This window comes from Kitasatospora sp. NPDC098652 (genome assembly GCF_044760155.1).
In the GTDB taxonomy this organism is placed as follows: domain Bacteria; phylum Actinomycetota; class Actinomycetes; order Streptomycetales; family Streptomycetaceae; genus Kitasatospora.
Window position 1 is genome coordinate 68,816 of sequence record NZ_JBIWAQ010000002.1, and the last position, 15,522, is coordinate 84,337.

Sequence of the window (15,522 nt, forward strand, 5' to 3'; positions counted from 1 at the left end):
GGCTCCCGGCCGACTCCCCGGTGACTCCCAGCAGAAACCGCGGGGGAGCAAGGGGCAGCCGGGGGAACCCAGAGGGGAGCCAGGAGGGAGCCAGGGGGCCCCACGGGCGCCTCCGCGACTCCTCCCCAACTGCGACACCATCCGCGCGGATCGGTGCCGATCTCGTCGCGTCCCCGCCACAACCCTGGGCAGTGACAGGCCGATCCGATAGTTTCGCACCACCCCGCACGCCCGGGCGCCGCCACCCCGGTGCCCCTGCGCCGGGGCCGACGGACAGCACCGTGCGACGCGAACTGGGGAGGACTGTGCGCGAGTTCACCACCCCCGCCCCGGCCGGGCCCGAGGCCACCGGAGGACTCGCCGACTCCTTGTACGACACCGCCGAACACCGCCCGGACCTGGTGCAACTGTCCCGACGGACCGGCGACGGACGTTGGCGGGATGTCACCGCACGGGAGTTCCGGGACGACGTCCTCGCCCTCGCCAAGGGCCTGCTGACCCGCGGCGTGCGCTACGGCGACCGGGTCGCCCTGATGTCCCGCACCCGCTACGAGTGGACGCTGTTCGACTACGCACTCTGGTCGATCGGCGCGATCACCGTGCCCGTCTACCCCACCGCCGCCCCCGAGCAGGTGCGCTGGATCCTCGCCGAGACCCAGGCGGTGGCCTGCCTGGTCGAGGACGAGGACGCCGCGATGACCGTCGGCGCGGTCTGCGACGCCCTGCCCGACCTGACCGGGATCTGGCAGCTGGACCGCGACTGCGTCGCCGCGATCACCGAGGACGGCCTGGGCGTCCCCGACGCCCTGGTGCACCGCCAGCGCCTCGGCGTCACCGCCGCGAACATCGCCACCGTGGTCTACACCTCGGGCACCACCGGACGCCCCAAGGGCTGCCTGATCAGCCACGCCAACCTGGCCGCCGAGGCCGACTCGCTGCTCACCGGCTGGGGCGAGGTGCTGCGCGACACCGGCGGTGGCGGCCAGCCCGCCACCCTGCTCTTCCTGCCGCTGGCGCACGTCTACGGACGGGCGGTGCAGATCGCGGCGATCCGCGGCGGCTTCCGGATCGGGCACGTCCCCGAAGTCTCCACGGACGCACTGCTGCCCGCCCTGGCGAGCTTCCGGCCGACCTTCCTGCACGCCGTCCCGTACGTGTTCGAGAAGATCTTCCAGCGGGCCAGGCGCGCCGCCGAGGAGGCCGGGCGCGGTGAACTCTTCGAGCAGGCCCGGCAGGTGGCCGTCGACTGGGCCGCCGCCCGGGAGCAGAAGGCCTTCGGCCGCGGCCCCGGCCCCGGTACGGCCCTGCGGCTGCGCCACCTCGCCTACGAGCGGACCGTCTACCCGAAGCTGCGCGCCGTGCTCGGCGGGCGGGTGCGCACCGTGATGTGCGGAGGCTCCTCGCTGCGACGGGACTTGGGCCTCTTCTTCACCGGCGCCGGGCTCCAGCTCTACGAGGGCTACGGCCTGACCGAGACCAGCGCGGCGATCACCGCCAACCCGGCCGGCCGGCAGAAGCTCGGCACCGTCGGGCAGCCGGTGCCGGGCGCCTCGGTGGCCATCGCCGACGACCATGAGGTGTGGGTGCGCGGCGGCTCGGTCTTCGGCGGCTACCTCAACCACCCGCGATGCACGGCGGAATCGCTGGTCGACGGCTGGTTCGGCACGGGCGACCTGGGCCGGCTGGACGAGGACGGCTACCTCACCATCACCGGCCGCAAGAAGGACCTGATCGTCACCAGCAGCGGCAAGAACCTCGCCCCGACGGCCCTGGAGGAACGGGTCGAGGCGCACCCGCTGGTCTCCCAGTGCCTGGTGGTCGGTGACGACCGCCCGTACGTGGCGGCGCTGATCACCCTCGACCCGGCCGCGCTGGCGCACTGGCTCAAGACCCGTGGACGGGAGCAACTGGACGCCTGGGCGGTGCTGGCGGACGAGCAGCTGCACATCGAGATCCAGCGCGCGGTGGCGGCGGCGAACACCGCCGTCTCGCGGGCGGAGTCGATCCGCGCGTTCCGCTTGCTGCCACGGGAGTTCAGCCTGGAACAGGGGCTGCTGACCCCCTCGCTCAAGCTGCGGCGGGCGGCGATCGCGGAGTACTACTCGACGGACATCGAGGAGTTGTACCTCTCCTGAGTCGGGCCGGACCTCCATCCGAACCGTCCCGCCGGACAGGTCTTCTGACGTACCGTCTTGTCCCGTTTCAGGACGGATCGTTCGCCTTGCAGTTCACCTGCTGGTCTCTTGACGGGTGGATTGGTCCAGTCCATTGTTGCTCTTCGGTCCGAGTGCGGCGCACCTGCACCACCTGCTCCCGCCCCTCCGGGAGCGCCCCGGTTCCACGGTCCAGATTCCCGTTTCGCGCCCTCCCCACGGGCGTGCCCCCACCAGCTGGAGTCCTCACGTGTCGATGTCCACGCGCCTGTCCGCGCTGGCCGCCTCCGTCGCGCTGCTCACCGCCTTCGCCGTCCCGGCGGCATCCGCCTCTCCCACTGTCTCCGCCGCCGGCCCCGGCAGTGGCGCGGGCGCCGCGACCGTCAACCTGGCCACGAACCCCGGCTTCGAACTGCCCTCCCCCGACCTCGCCGACTGGGGCAGCATCCCCGGCTGGAACTGCACCGGCGGCCCGGCCGAGGCGGCCGTCACCACCACCGCCGCGCACTCCGGCACCTCGGCGCTCACCGTCACCCCGGCGAACGACGACTCCACCGGCGAGTGCGCACAGACCGTCGCCGTCCAGCCGGGCACCACCTACACCGCCTCGGCCTGGGTGCGCGGCGCCTTCGTCTACCTGGGCGCCACCGGCACCGGCCAGGACGTCGCTCCTGCCTGGACCGAGACCACCTCCGGCGGCTGGCAGCAGCTGACCACCCGCTTCACCACCGGCCCGAACGCCCACAGCGTCCGGCTGTACGTGCACGGCTGGTACCAGCAGGGCCCGTTCTCGGTGGACGACGTACGGGTCGACGGCCCGGCGCCCGCCCCGGCGGTGGCGGCCGGCTCGATCCCGACCACCGACAAGGTCGTCTTCTTCACCGTGGACGACGGCTGGCAGCGCACCCCCGAGGCGGAACGCTTCATCGCCGACCACCACCTGCCGATCACGGCCTTCCCGCTGCCGATGCCGGCCGGCACCGACCCGGACTTCTTCAAGCGGGTCACCGCCGTGCCCGGCTCCTCCATCCAGGACCACAGCGTCTCGCACTCCGACCTGAGCAAACTCCCGCTGGAGCGGCAGCAGGTGGAGATCTGCGACGCGCGCGACGCGATGACCCGACTGTTCGGCACCGCACCCGTGGTGTTCCGCCCGCCGTTCTTCGCCTGGAACGCCGACACCCTGCAGGCCGCCGCCAACTGCGGCATCCGCACCGTACTGACCGCCGACGCCGACTACAGCTGGGGCGCCTCCAACATCTGGCACCCGGGCCCGCTCCAGCCGGGCGACGTGATCCTGATGCACTGGACCGACACCCTCGCCACCGACCTGCCGCGCGCCCTCGCCGCCGCCGACGCCGCAGGCCTCAAGCCGGCCGGGCTGATCGACTACCTGCGCTGACCGGTCCGGTCCGGTCCGCCCCAGGCGGCGAACGGATGACAGATGACAGCTGACAGATTTCAGATGATGAAATCTGTCAGCTGTTCTCTGTTCGCTGTTCTCTGTTCTCTGTTCTCTGTTCGCTGTTCGCTGTTCGCTCCACGGTGATCACGCCCATTGACAGGGCATCCGCGGCCCACCTCTAATGGGGGCGTGCAGCGCGGCGTCGGCCACAGAGCAGTGGGTCGGCCGGCAGCCGAGCCAGCACCTTGCACGCAAAGGGACGATGCGCGATGAGTACCTTCTCCGCTGCCCTGATCTGACCCAGGCGGCCACCACGGTGTCCGCCCGCTCGTCGCGTGACGCCGTGTGTGGCCGCGCCCCCTCACTCGCAGGAGACTTCACCACACACACATGCCCATGTCCTTCAACCTGAATGTCATCGAGGAGTTCCGCGCCAACGACGGCCGGGTCGGCGGCCCGTTCGAGGGCGGCGACCTGCTGTTGCTGACCACCACCGGGGCGCACACCCGTCGGCCGCACACCGTACCGCTCGGGTACGTCCGGTCCGAGGGGCTGCTGCTGGTCATCGCCTCGGCCGCCGGCGCGCCGGAACACCCACAGTGGTACCGCAATCTGCTGGCCCACCCCGTGGTCCGGGTCGAGCTCGGCACCGAGACCTTCGACGCGATCGCGGTACCCGCCGAAGGTCCACGCCGCGCGCGGCTGTTCGCCGCCGTCGTCCGCCGGGCACCCGGGTACGGCGACTACCAGGCGCACACCGAGCGGGAGTTGCCGGTGGTCGTCCTGGAGCGCCCCGAAGCGCCGCCGGGCCACCCGCGCAACGTCCGCAGCCTGGCCGACAAGCTGCTGGAGGCACACAGCTGGCTGCGGGCCCAGTTGCGCCACGTCCGGGCCGAGGCCCACGCCCACTCCCCCGGCAGCCCGGCCGGGCTCGGGCTGCAGCTGCGCCAGCACTGCCTGGCGTTCTGCGAGGGGTTGACGCACCACCACACCGGCGAGGACTCCGCGATCTTCCCCGCCCTCGCACGCAGCCACCCGGAGCTCACCGGGGTGCTGGAGCGGCTCGGCGAGCAGCACCGGGCGATCGGGAGGATCAAGGAGGAACTGGTGGCACTGCTGGCCGGGATCGAGGTCACCGAGCCGGACCGGCTCCGCTCCGAACTGGACCGGATGTCGGACGAGTTGGAGGCGCACCTCGATCACGAGGAGGCGGAGCTGCTGCCCGCTCTCGCCGGGATCCCCTTCCCACCGGTGCGGCCCGGCCCCGGCGCCGACCACTGACGTGGCGGTGCCGCCGTCCCCTCCCAGGGCCCGGGAGGGGACGGCGGCACCGGCCTCACACCGTCAGCCCGCCAGGGACGGCGGACCAACGGAGCGGCAGAGCGGGGACGCCTCAGGACTGGCTGAACACCGGGAGGTAGCCGTTGGCCTGGCCGGCCGCGTTCGGGTGGTAGCTCTCGTCGATCGGCAGGGTGGTGCTGTGCAGCCAGGTGTCCTGCGAGCCGCAGATCTCGTGGCCGGCGAAGGCGTCACGCACGTCGCCGAAGGTGAAGCCGGCGTTGGCGACCTCCTTGGCGATCACACCGTCCAGGGTGTCGGCGGCCTCGTTGATGGCGGCTCGCTTGGTGTCGCCGATGCCGAAGAGGCAGTAGCCGCCGATCTGGTAGAGGTGCGGGTAGCCCATCACCACGACGTGGGCGTTCGGGGCCTTGGCGCTGATGGCGCTGTACACCCGGTCCAGCTGGCCGGGCAGGGTGTTGGTCGCGTAGTTCTCGGCCGTGTTGACGGCGTTGAGGCAGTCGCTGTCGGAGCCGAGCACACAGGTCTTCATGGTGCTGGAGAAGCCCGCGTCGTTGCCGCCGATCGAGAGGCTGACCAGCGTGGTGCCGCTGTTCAGTGCGGAGATCTGGCTGTTGAGGATGTCACCGGTTCTCGCGCCCGAGCAGGCGACGAAGGTGAAGGAGGCCGGGGAGTTCGCGTTCGTCCAGAGCGAGGCATACGCGTTGGCGCTGCGCTTGCAGCTGCCGCTGTCGCCCAGGTAGTTGCCGGCACCGACGCCGGCCGAGTAGGAGTCGCCGAGGGCGACGTAGTTCACGCCGGCCGCATTGGCGGCTGACGCGGTGAGGAGCGTCGTCATGGTGAGGGCCGCCGCGATCGCGGCGACGGAGAGGGCACGGGCAGGGCGGAGCATCGTACCTCCAGATATGACGGGGGTCACAGGAAGGGAGATCGAGCGGCAATCGAACACGGAAGTGCTCATGCCAAATGCAGTGGCGGGCAGTCCGCCGGCGCGGAAGGTGAACTGCCCTGCAAGCAAGGCACGTTCACGCCGACTGTCACACCGGGCGCCGGCGCGCACGCGCCCTGCACAGGCGTACGCGCGCTCCGGCACGGAGAGTCGCATCGGTACCTGCCGGCCGCGGCCGCCCGACACCGACGCGCTCGACGCCGCTTCGCTCAGGAGCGACTGAACACCGGGAGGTAGCCCCCGGACTGGCCGGCCGCGTTCGGGTGGTAGCTCTCGTCGATCGGCAGGGTGGTGCTGTGCAGCCAGGTGCTCTGCGAGCCGCAGATCTCGTGCTCGGTGAAGGCGCCGCGCACGTCGCCGAAGGTGAAGCCGGCATTGGCGACCCGCTTGGCGATCACGCCGTCCAGCGTGTCGGCCGCACCGTTGATGGCGGCACGCTTGGTGTCGCCGATGCCGAAGAGGCAGTCGCCGCCGACCTTGTACAGGTGCGGGTAGCCCATCACCACGACGTGGGCCTTCGGGGCCTTGGCCTTGATGGCGGAGTACACCCGGTCCAGCTGGCCGGGCAGGGTGTTGGTCGCGTAGCTCTTCGCCGTGTTGACGGCGTTGAGGCAGTCGCTGTCGGAGCCCAGCACGCAGGTCTTCATCGTGTCGGCGAAGCCCGCGTCGTTGCCGCCGATCGACAGGCTGACCAGCGTGGTGCCGCTGTTCAACGCGGAGACCTGACTGTTGAGCACATCGCCGGTTCTCGCCCCCGAACAGGCCACGAAGGAGAAGGAGGACGGCTTGTTCGTGCTCTTCCACAGGTACGCGTACGCATTGGTGCTGCGCTTGCAGCTACCGCTGTCGCTCAGATAGCTGCCGGCACCGACGCCGGCCGAGTACGAGTCCCCGAGGGCGACGTAGCTGACACCCGCCGCATCGGCGGCCGACGCCGTGAAGAGCGTCGTCATGGTGAGACCGGCCGCGATGGCGGCGACGGACAGGGCACGAGCAGGGCGGAGCATGGCACCTCCTGATATGACGTGGGTCACAGAAGGGATACCAGGCAGTAGCCCCGCGCGGAAGCGCTCATGCCAAGGACATTGACGGGCCGTCTGATAGCACGGAAGTGAACTACCCTCGACCGAGCGTGAGTTCGCCCAGGTGGGTGCGGGTGTATGTCGACGCGTGTCGGTCATCGCGTGTAGACAAAAAACTTCCGAGAAGTCAGCTCGCCGTCAGCCAAAGGTCGGCGTACGGCCGCCGGTGCGTCAGTTCCGGGCCCGCCGCCGGGCAGCCCCGTTCCGGGGACGGCACGCCGCCGACCGCGTTCCGAGGGCCCGGCTCAGTACCGCGGGAAGCGCCCGCCGCCCGGGTACACCGGGCCGGGGAAGACCGTGCAGCCCTCGACCGGGAGCTCCTCGATCTCCTCGTTCGCGGCGGCCGGCACGCCGAGCCAGCGGACGGCGGTGGCGACCGCCGCCCGGGCCTGGCGCAGCCCGGGCTCGCCCCAGCCCAGCAGCTCGACCGCGAGCCCCGGCGCGACCAGCAGCCGCCGGTAGTGCCGGCCCGAGGCCGGATCGGCCGCGCTCGGACCGACCGCCCGCAGCGCCGCCGCCATCCGGACCCGGGCACACTCGTGCCCGCCGTTCGCCGAGCCGACCCGGTCGTACAGGTAGCCGAGGTAGTACGGCCGACCGATCACGGCCTGGGCCTCCTCCCCCGCCTCCCGGGCCAGGGCGGCGGCCGGGTCGCCGTCGTCCTCCGGCTCCAGCGACCCGCCGGGCAGCGAGCAGATCCCGTCCCTGGGGTTGACCAGGGTCAGCACCCGGCCGTCCGGGGCGAACAGCCAGCCCCAGGACTGCTTCATCGGCAGCCCCTCGGGCACCTGCTCGCCCGGCCGCCACGGCCAACCCGCCGTGGGACGCCGGCGCACCTTCCCGAGCAGCTCGGCGATCTCCGCCGTGAACTCGATCCGGCCCATGCCGCGCGTCCCCCCTCTCGGTGTCGGGCTCGCCGGACCCTACGGAGCACGGTACGGAGCGGAGCGACCGGAGTGGCGGCGTGGGGGACCGCGCACTCCTGCTGTTGATCTTCTCCGATCTTCCCCGAACAGGCGGTCGATGAACAGTCCCCAGCGCCGCATGGTGGATGCGGAGGCCGCGAACCCCCTGATCACCCCAGCAGCCCACCCCCGCCCCCGGCTTCCGGGAGGCCCGGCAGCGGGAACCCCGGCTGCGGGACCGCACCGGGCGGGAAGGGCACCCCGCGCGCCGCGTCGTCGGCCAGCTCGTCGAACACCTCGTGGGCGGTCATCGGCCGCAGCCGCCCACCGGCCAGTGCCCAGCCCCGCACCCGCGGCCCGGACCTCGCCCCGTCCGCGGGCCCGCTCCCGCCGTCGCCCGCGGGCCCGTTGCCGCCCCCGCCCCCGGGCCCGCCCGGCGGAGCGCCCGAGGACCGGTTCGACGACCAGTCCGACGACCACTGCGACACCCGCGACGGCGACGCGGCCGGGTCGCCGTGCAGCAGCAACGCCCCCGCTCCGCCCGAGGCCACTCCGGCCGCGAGCGTGACGCAGAACGCCTCCACGTCCCGCCCGGCGGGTTGCAGGCGCCCCGCCTCCACGCAGAGGTCCACCGCCGAGGTGAGCTGCTCGCCGTCCTCCGGGCCGTGGCAGCGCAGCGTCAGCAGGTGGCAGCCCTCCCCCGCGCCCTCGGCCAGCGCCAGGTACACGGACGTCACGTACCGCATCACGGCCGCCATCCGCCGCTGCCCGGCCAGGTCGTCACCCAGCACGTCGAGCAGCACCGCACAGGCGAGGGACATCCGCACCCGCGCCCGGTGGTCGTCCAGCAGCACCGGGAGGAGGTCGGCCATCGGCTCCCCCGCGTAGACGAAGGGCTCCCCGGCCAGGTCCGGATCCCCCGCATACGCGACCCGGGCGGCCGACGCCCGGGGATCGAGGCCGAGCGCGGCGCAGTAGTCCTCGAAGTCACCCGCCTCCAGCACGCGCAGGTGCACCTCCAGCCCCTGCTGGTACAGGCCCCTGAGCTGACCCTCCGCCCGCACCAGGTACTCGTGGTGCCCGAGCGCGCCGAACAACCCGTACTCCGCCAGCACGGCGAAGTCCTCCGCCTCGACGGCCAGCGCCACCGCCACCGGCTGGGGCGGCGCCCCGCGGGCCCGGCCACCGCGCCGCCCCCGCGCCCCGGCTCCCCCGGCCCCACCGGGACCGCCGGCCCGCGCACCCGGCGGTCGCCCCGCGCCCGGCGGCGCGGCCCCACCGGGGCCACCGGCCGGCGGTCGCCCGAACCCGGGGCCGGCCCCGCTCCCGGCCCCGTTCCCGCTCCCGGGCCCGGACCCCGGCCTCCGCCCGCCGAACAGCAGCGCCCCCGGCTCCCGCAGCAGCCGCTTCCGCACCACCACGACGCCCGACACCGCTCCCGACACCTCGTACACCGACTCCCGCACGGTCATGGTCTCCTCCTGTCCGGTCGGCCTCCGACTCCCGGATCCGCCGACGCCACGGAACATACACAGAGCCACTGACAATCCACCCCGAGTAATCGAACACCGACGCCCGGGGCCCCTCGAAGGAGAAATATGTGCCCCTAAAGCCGCCCCTCGCAGCACATCGAGGGGCAAAAATGAGCCCCTCGCCCACCGCGCACTCACCGCCCGCCCACCGGGCGGCCCCCGTGGCCTCCACCGGCCGGCCCCCGTGGCCACTGAGCAGGCCGGGAGTGTCAGTGCCGGGCGTTAGGGTCGGGGACCATGCGACTGCTGCATACCTCCGACTGGCATCTCGGGCGCTCCTTCCACCGGGAGAGCCTGCACGACGCCCAGCACGCCTTCCTGGACCACCTCGTGGACGTGGTCCGGTCCGAGGGCGTGGACGCCGTGCTGGTCGCCGGGGACGTGTACGACCGGGCGCTGCCGAGCCTGGACGCGGTCGCGCTGTTCGACGACGTGCTGCACCGGCTGGCGGAGCTCCAGGTCCCGACGGTCTTCATCAGCGGCAACCACGACTCGGCCCGCCGCCTCGGGGTCGGCGCCGGCCTGATCGGGCGCGCCGGGATCCACCTGCGGACGGACCCGGGCGAGTGCGCCGAGCCGGTCCTGCTGGCGGACGAGCACGGCCCGGTGGCGGTGTACGGGCTGCCCTACCTGGAGCCGACCCTGGTCCGCGAGCGGTTCGGGCTCGCCAAGGGCGGGCACGCGGCGGTGCTCGGTGCGGCGATGGAGCAGGTCCGGGCCGACCTGGCGGCCCGCCCCGAGGGGACGCGGGCAGTGGTGCTCGCGCACGCCTTCGTCACCGGCGCGGCAGCCAGCGACAGCGAGCGGGACATCGCCGTCGGCGGGGTCGCCGCCGTCCCCGCCTCGGTGTTCGACGGGGTGCACTACGCCGCGCTCGGCCACCTCCACGGCTGCCAGACCCTCGCCCCGCACCTGCGGTACAGCGGCTCCCCGCTGGCCTACTCCTTCTCCGAGGCGCGCCAGCGCAAGACCATGTGGCTGGTCGACCTCGCCGCCGACGGCGCGGTGACGGCCGAGCGGGTCGACTGCCCCCGGCCCCGCCCCCTCGCCACCCTGCGCGGCACGCTCGCCGAACTGCTCGCCGACGAGCAGCACACCGAGCACGAGCAGTCCTGGGTACAGGTCACGCTCACCGACTCCGCCCGCCCGAGCGAGCCGATGGAGCAACTCCGCCGCCGCTTCCCGCACACCCTCCAGCTGCTGTTCGACCCCGAGGACGGCGGCGCCGAGCCGTCCCGGTCGTACGCCTCCCGGGTCAGCGGCCGGGGGGACTTGGAGATCGCCGAGGGCTTCCTGCGGCACGTCCGCCCCGGGGCCGAGCCGGAGCCGGACGAGCTCGGCTGGCTGCGCGAGGGCTTCGAGCACGTCCGCACCGACGCCGACCGGAAGGCGGACCTGCCCCGATGAGGCTGCACCGGCTCACCGTCACCGCCTTCGGCCCGTTCGCGGGCAGCGAGACGGTGGACTTCGACGCGCTCGCCGCCGGCGGACTGTTCCTGCTGCGCGGGGCGACGGGCGCGGGCAAGAGCAGCGTGCTGGACGCGGTCTGCTTCGCCCTGTACGGCGAGACTCCGAACGCCCGCCGGGCCAACCGGCTGCGCAGCGACCACGCCGACCCGAAACGGCTGACCCAAGTCGAGCTGGAGCTGACACTGGGCGGGCGGCGGCTGCAGATCACCCGGCTGCCCGAGCAGCGCCGGCCGAAGAAGGTCGGCACCGGCACCACCGTCGAGCGGCCGCAGACCCTGCTGCGCGAGTGGGCCGCCGACGCGGGCGACGGCGCCCCCGGCTGGCGGCCGGTCAGCAAGTCGCACCAGGAGGCCGGGGAGGAGATCCACCGGCTGATCGGCATGAGCCGGGAACAGTTCTGCCAGGTGGTGCTGCTGCCGCAGGGCGACTTCGCCCGCTTCCTCAAGGGGGACTCCGAGGAGCGCGGCAAGCTGTTGCGCCGCCTCTTCGACACCGAGCGCTACGGGCACGTCGAGGCCTGGCTCGCCGACCGGCGCCGCGCCCAGGAGACGGCCGTCCAGGCCGGACGCCGACGCCTGCGGGACCTCGCCAGCAAGGCCGAGCAGGCCGCCGGCCCCGGGGCCGAACCCGCCGGGGCGTGGGTACCGGCCGAGGACGACGATGCCGACCTCGCCCCCGGACTGCTCGGCTGGGCCGCGATCCTGCGCAGCGGCGCGGCCGAGCAGCTCGCCGTCGCCGAGGCCGCACTCGCGGGCGCCGAGGCGGCGCACCGGGCCGCCCAGCACGGGCGCGAAGGCGCCGAGGAGCTCGCCGCCCGCCAGCGCCGGCACCGGGAGGCGCTGGCCGAGGCCGACCGGCTGGCCGCCTTCGAGCCGGCCGCCGCGCGGGACCGGCAGCGACTCGCGGCCGCCCAGGAGGCGGTCGGCGTGGAGTCCGCGCTGCGCCTGCGGGAGAGCGCGGCCGAGGCACTCGGTCGCGCCCGGGAGTCGGAACAGCGGCGCCGGGAGGCGCTGGCCCGTACCGGGATCGCGGAGCACGTCCCGGCCGGGGCCGAGGCCGGTGCCACCGAGCTGGCCGAGGCGGAGCTGCGGCTGCGCGCCGAGGTGGTCCGGCTGGAGACGGCCCGGGTGGAGGAGCGGCGCTGCGCCGAACTCGCCCGTGAGCAGCTCGCCCTGGCCGGGGAGCGGCGCGGCGCCGAGGAGCGGGCCGAGGAGGCCGAGGACTGGCTGGCCGAGTTCGACGGCGAGCTGGGCCGCCTGGAGGAGCAACAGGAGCGGGCCCGGACGGCGAGCGCCCGGGTCGAGCAACTGGACGGGCAGCGCGCCGAGTTGACCACCCGCCTGGCCGCGGCCCGGGAGCGGGACGGCCTGCGGGTCGAGATCGCGGCGGCCGAGCCGAGGGTCGCCGAGCTGCGCACGGCCGCGTTGGACGCCCGCGAGGTGGGCCTGGACCTGCGGGACCGCCGGCTGGCCGGCATGGCCGCCGAACTGGCCGAGCAGCTCCGCCCGGGCGAGGCCTGCCGGGTCTGCGGCTCGGCCGAGCACCCGGCGCCCGCCGAGGCCGCCGCCGGCGGCCGGGTGAGCGCCGAGGACGAGGAGCGGGCCGGTCGGGCGCAGGCCGCCGCCGAACGGGCCTGGGGCGAGGCCGACCAGGCGCTGACCGCGCTGCGGGTGCGCGAGGCGACGGCCGCCGGTGCGGCCGGCCCCGAGGCCGCGGACGCGCTCGCGCGGTCGCTCGCCGAGCTCGAGCAGGAGCACCGCACCGCGCTGCACGAGGCGGAGGCGCTCGGCCGGGTCGGCCGGGAGATCGCCCGGCTGTCGCAGGACCGCACCCGTCGGCTGGACGAACTGCACGAGGCCAAGGAGCGCGCCGCCGTCCTCACCGACCGGCTGCAGGCCCTGGCGGACGAGCAGCGGGCGCTGACCGCCAGGGTGTCAGCCGCGCGCGGCACGGCCGCCTCGGTCGCCGACCGGGCCGCGACGCTGGGCCGGCTCGCCGAGGCGGTCGCCGCGGTGGCCGGGTCCGCGCGGGCGACGTCGGAGGCGCGGGAGCGCCTCGACGGGGCCGAGGAGGAGCTCGGCAAGGCCGCCGCGGCGGCGGGCTTCCCGGACGCCGGGGCCGCGCTCGCCGTCCTGCTGCCCCGGGAGGAGCGGGACCGCCTGGAGGCCCGGCTGGAGCGGCACCGCGCGGAGTCCGCCGCCGTCCGGCACGAGTTGGCGCTGCCCGAACTGGCCGAGGCCGCCGCCCGTCCGCCGGTCGACCTGCCCGCCGCCGCGGCCGCGCTGACCGCCGCCACCGACCGCCTCGGCCGGGCGCACGCCGCCCGGTCGGCCGCCCGGGAGCGCTGCGCGGCACTCGCCGAGATCGGGCACCGACTGGACGAACTGGCCGCCGAGCTCGCCCCGGCACTGGAGCGCTACGGGCGGATCAACCGGCTCGCCGCGCTGGCCGCCGGCACCTCCACCGAGAACCGGCTGCGGATGCGGCTGGAGTCGTACGTGCTCGCGGCCCGCCTGGAGCAGGTCGCGGCGGCGGCCAGCGACCGGCTGGTCCGGATGTCCGGCGGCCGCTACACCCTGGTCCACAGCGACGACCGCGGCACCGGCAACAAGCGCTCCGGCCTGGCCCTGCGCGTCGTCGACGCCTGGACGGGCACCGAGCGGGACACCGCCACCCTCTCCGGCGGCGAGAGCTTCTTCGCCTCGCTCTCCCTCGCCCTCGGCCTGGCCGACGTGGTCACCGACGAGGCCGGCGGGATGCCGCTGGACACCCTCTTCATCGACGAGGGCTTCGGCACCCTGGACGAGCAGTCCCTGGAGGAGGTGATGGACGTCCTCGACGGCCTGCGCGAACGGGACCGCGCCGTCGGCATCGTCAGCCACGTCGCCGACCTGCGCAGCCGCATCCCGGCCCAGCTCCTGGTCCGCAAGGGCCGCCACGGCTCCACCCTCGCCCTGGTCGGCCGGGAGGACGCCTGACGCCCGCGCCCCGTACCAGCCCGCCCAGCCCATCCGGCTCAGCCAGCCCGCCCAGCCCCGCCGAACCCAGCCGGCCCGCTCAGCCCGAACAGGCGATCCGCTGGGCCTGCTGCCAGGCACAGGTCGGGCACAGGGTGCTGCCCGGCTGATCGGCGGGCAGCACCGTCGGCTCACCGCAGAGCACGCAGTCGGCCCGCGGCCCCTCCGCCCCCGGGTCCTCCCGCAGCGCCGCCTCCGTCGCCCCCACCGGCACCGGCCCGCAGACCGCCGCGTCCCCGTCCACCCCGGCGCCGTCCACCCCGGCGCCATCCGCCACGGTGCCGTCCACCCCGGTGCCGTCCGTCCTGGTCTCACTCATGCCGCCTTCCTACTCCCCGCCCCCTCCCCGCCGCAAGGCGTGCCTGCGGCCTGGGCTAGCGTGACCAGCATGGTTGGCACGGTGGGCGCGGGTGGCGCAGTCGGCAGGGTTCGTGGGTCCGGGGACCTCCAGCGGCGGTTGCGGGCTGCCCGGGCGAGTGAGCCCACGTACGCGGAGGTGGGGGCGACCCGGGGTGGGCGGTTGCCGGAGGGGTACGCACACCTGCGTCGGCGGGTGCACCTCGGGCGGGGGCCCGAGGTGCTGGAGCGGGCCGGGCGGTACGTGCTCGGGTGGGGCAGCCAGTTGGGGACCGGGTTCGCGGTGTACCCGGGCGGGCCGGTCCGCGACGGGGACACCGTGCTGCTGCGGGTGAGCCCGCCGGGCAGCCGGTGGCCGAGGCTGGTGATCCCCTGCCGGGTGGTGTGGACGGTGGCCGAGCCGGACCGGATCGGGTTCGCGTACGGGACGCTGCCGGGGCACCCGGAGTGCGGGGAGGAGTCGTTCCTGGTGTCGATGGACGCCGACGGCGAGGTGTGGTTCGAGGTGGCCGCGTTCTCCCGGTTGTCCGCCTGGTACGCCCGGCTGGGCCGGCCGGTCGCGCTGCTCTGCCAGTACCTGGCGATCGAGCGCTACCTCGCGGCCGTGGCCGGCCACGTCGCGTAGCTCGGCTCGTGGCTCAGCTCGTGGCTCAGCTCGTGGCTCAGCTCGCGGCTCAGCTCGCGGCTCGGCTCATGACCCAGCTCGTGACTCAGTTCGTGACTCAACCCAGGAAGGACAGCCGGACGGTGCGGCGCGGGTTGTCGCCGTTGGTGTCGATCAGCACCACGGACTGCCAGACGCCGAGGGCCAGTTGGCCGCCGAGCACCGGGAGGGTGGCGTGCGGGGCGACCAGGCCGGGCACCACGTGGTCCCGTCCGTGGCCGGGGCTGCCGTGCCGGTGACGCCAGCGGTCGTCCGCCGGGAGCAGTTCGCGCAGGGTGGCGAGGAAGTCGTCGTCGCTGCCCGAACCGGTCTCCAGGACGGCGATCCCCGCGGTGGCGTGCGGGACGAAGACGTTGAGCAGCCCGTCCCGCCCCGGGGCCCGCTCGTCGAGGAACGCGGCGCAGCGGTCGGTGATGTCCAGCGCGACCTCGCGGTTGCCGGTGGTGATCTCCAGGGTGGTGGTCTGGAAGGACCCGGTCGCCCCGGTTGACGTGGAGTGGTTGTTGTCCGCCATGGCGCCATCCTGGCCCAGGCCGACCGGTCGGACGTACTGCCTCGCCGACTGCCCACGCCGGGACGGCGGTCTCGCATAGGGTGAAAGGCTCAGACCAATGGGGCGGCCCCGCCTCCGTCCCGGCCTCCGGATACGCCGAAGACCCGACGGGCCGGTGATCCGGTGGTCCGTCGGG

General features: G+C 74.2%; 12 protein-coding genes. 6 read left to right on the forward strand and 6 right to left on the reverse strand.

Annotated features, from left to right (window positions below):
* Positions 1-305: 305 nt before the first annotated feature.
* The 3 genes from ACIQWA_RS04410 (at position 306) to ACIQWA_RS04420 (ending at position 4,839) form a co-directional block, all read left to right on the forward strand.
* Entirely contained in the window at positions 306-2,135 is a 1,830-nt protein-coding gene (locus ACIQWA_RS04410) for an AMP-dependent synthetase/ligase (protein WP_402478012.1), read from the forward strand.
* 274 nt (positions 2,136-2,409) lie between these two features.
* Positions 2,410-3,555, forward strand: a complete 1,146-nt coding sequence (locus ACIQWA_RS04415; RefSeq protein WP_402479650.1) for a polysaccharide deacetylase family protein — start codon at positions 2,410-2,412, stop codon at positions 3,553-3,555.
* A gap of 393 nt (positions 3,556-3,948) precedes the next feature.
* On the forward strand, positions 3,949-4,839 hold the full coding sequence (locus ACIQWA_RS04420; RefSeq protein WP_402478015.1) for a nitroreductase/quinone reductase family protein: 891 nt from the start codon (positions 3,949-3,951) through the stop codon (positions 4,837-4,839).
* Positions 4,840-4,951: 112 nt separating this feature from the next.
* On the opposite strand, the gene ACIQWA_RS04425 is transcribed toward ACIQWA_RS04420, so the two are convergent.
* From ACIQWA_RS04425 to ACIQWA_RS04440, 4 genes are all read right to left on the reverse strand, one after another.
* A complete protein-coding gene (locus ACIQWA_RS04425; RefSeq protein WP_402478018.1) occupies positions 4,952-5,749 on the reverse strand; it encodes an SGNH/GDSL hydrolase family protein in 798 nt (265 codons plus the stop codon).
* A 266-nt stretch (positions 5,750-6,015) separates the two neighbouring features.
* Positions 6,016-6,813 carry an SGNH/GDSL hydrolase family protein gene (locus ACIQWA_RS04430; RefSeq protein WP_402478022.1) on the reverse strand — a complete coding sequence of 266 codons (798 nt, stop codon included), beginning with the start codon at positions 6,811-6,813 and terminating at the stop codon, positions 6,016-6,018.
* A 320-nt stretch (positions 6,814-7,133) separates the two neighbouring features.
* A complete protein-coding gene (locus ACIQWA_RS04435) occupies positions 7,134-7,772 on the reverse strand; it encodes a hypothetical protein (RefSeq protein ID WP_402478025.1) in 639 nt (212 codons plus the stop codon).
* 191 nt (positions 7,773-7,963) lie between these two features.
* Positions 7,964-9,265, reverse strand: a complete 1,302-nt coding sequence (locus ACIQWA_RS04440) for a hypothetical protein (protein WP_402478027.1) — start codon at positions 9,263-9,265, stop codon at positions 7,964-7,966.
* A 297-nt stretch (positions 9,266-9,562) separates the two neighbouring features.
* Between ACIQWA_RS04440 and ACIQWA_RS04445 the strand changes: the two genes are divergently transcribed.
* On the forward strand, positions 9,563-10,732 hold the full coding sequence (locus tag ACIQWA_RS04445) for an exonuclease SbcCD subunit D (RefSeq protein WP_402478028.1): 1,170 nt from the start codon (positions 9,563-9,565) through the stop codon (positions 10,730-10,732).
* Complete coding sequence (locus tag ACIQWA_RS04450; RefSeq protein ID WP_402478031.1) at positions 10,729-13,773, forward strand: AAA family ATPase; 3,045 nt, start codon at positions 10,729-10,731, stop codon at positions 13,771-13,773. Before ACIQWA_RS04445 ends, ACIQWA_RS04450 begins: the two co-directional genes overlap by 4 nt.
* A 79-nt stretch (positions 13,774-13,852) precedes the next feature.
* Here the strand turns inward: ACIQWA_RS04450 and ACIQWA_RS04455 are convergent, their stop codons facing one another.
* Positions 13,853-14,131 (reverse strand): hypothetical protein, encoded by a 279-nt coding sequence (locus tag ACIQWA_RS04455; RefSeq protein WP_402478034.1) that lies wholly within the window; start codon positions 14,129-14,131, stop codon positions 13,853-13,855.
* A 177-nt stretch (positions 14,132-14,308) separates the two neighbouring features.
* Between ACIQWA_RS04455 and ACIQWA_RS04460 the strand changes: the two genes are divergently transcribed.
* Complete coding sequence (locus tag ACIQWA_RS04460) at positions 14,309-14,794, forward strand: DUF1990 family protein (protein ID WP_402478035.1); 486 nt, start codon at positions 14,309-14,311, stop codon at positions 14,792-14,794.
* Between the two features lie 97 nt (positions 14,795-14,891).
* Here ACIQWA_RS04460 and ACIQWA_RS04465 read toward each other — a convergent pair whose 3' ends face one another.
* A complete protein-coding gene (locus tag ACIQWA_RS04465) occupies positions 14,892-15,347 on the reverse strand; it encodes a YjbQ family protein (protein ID WP_360229744.1) in 456 nt (151 codons plus the stop codon).
* Positions 15,348-15,522 lie beyond the last annotated feature (175 nt).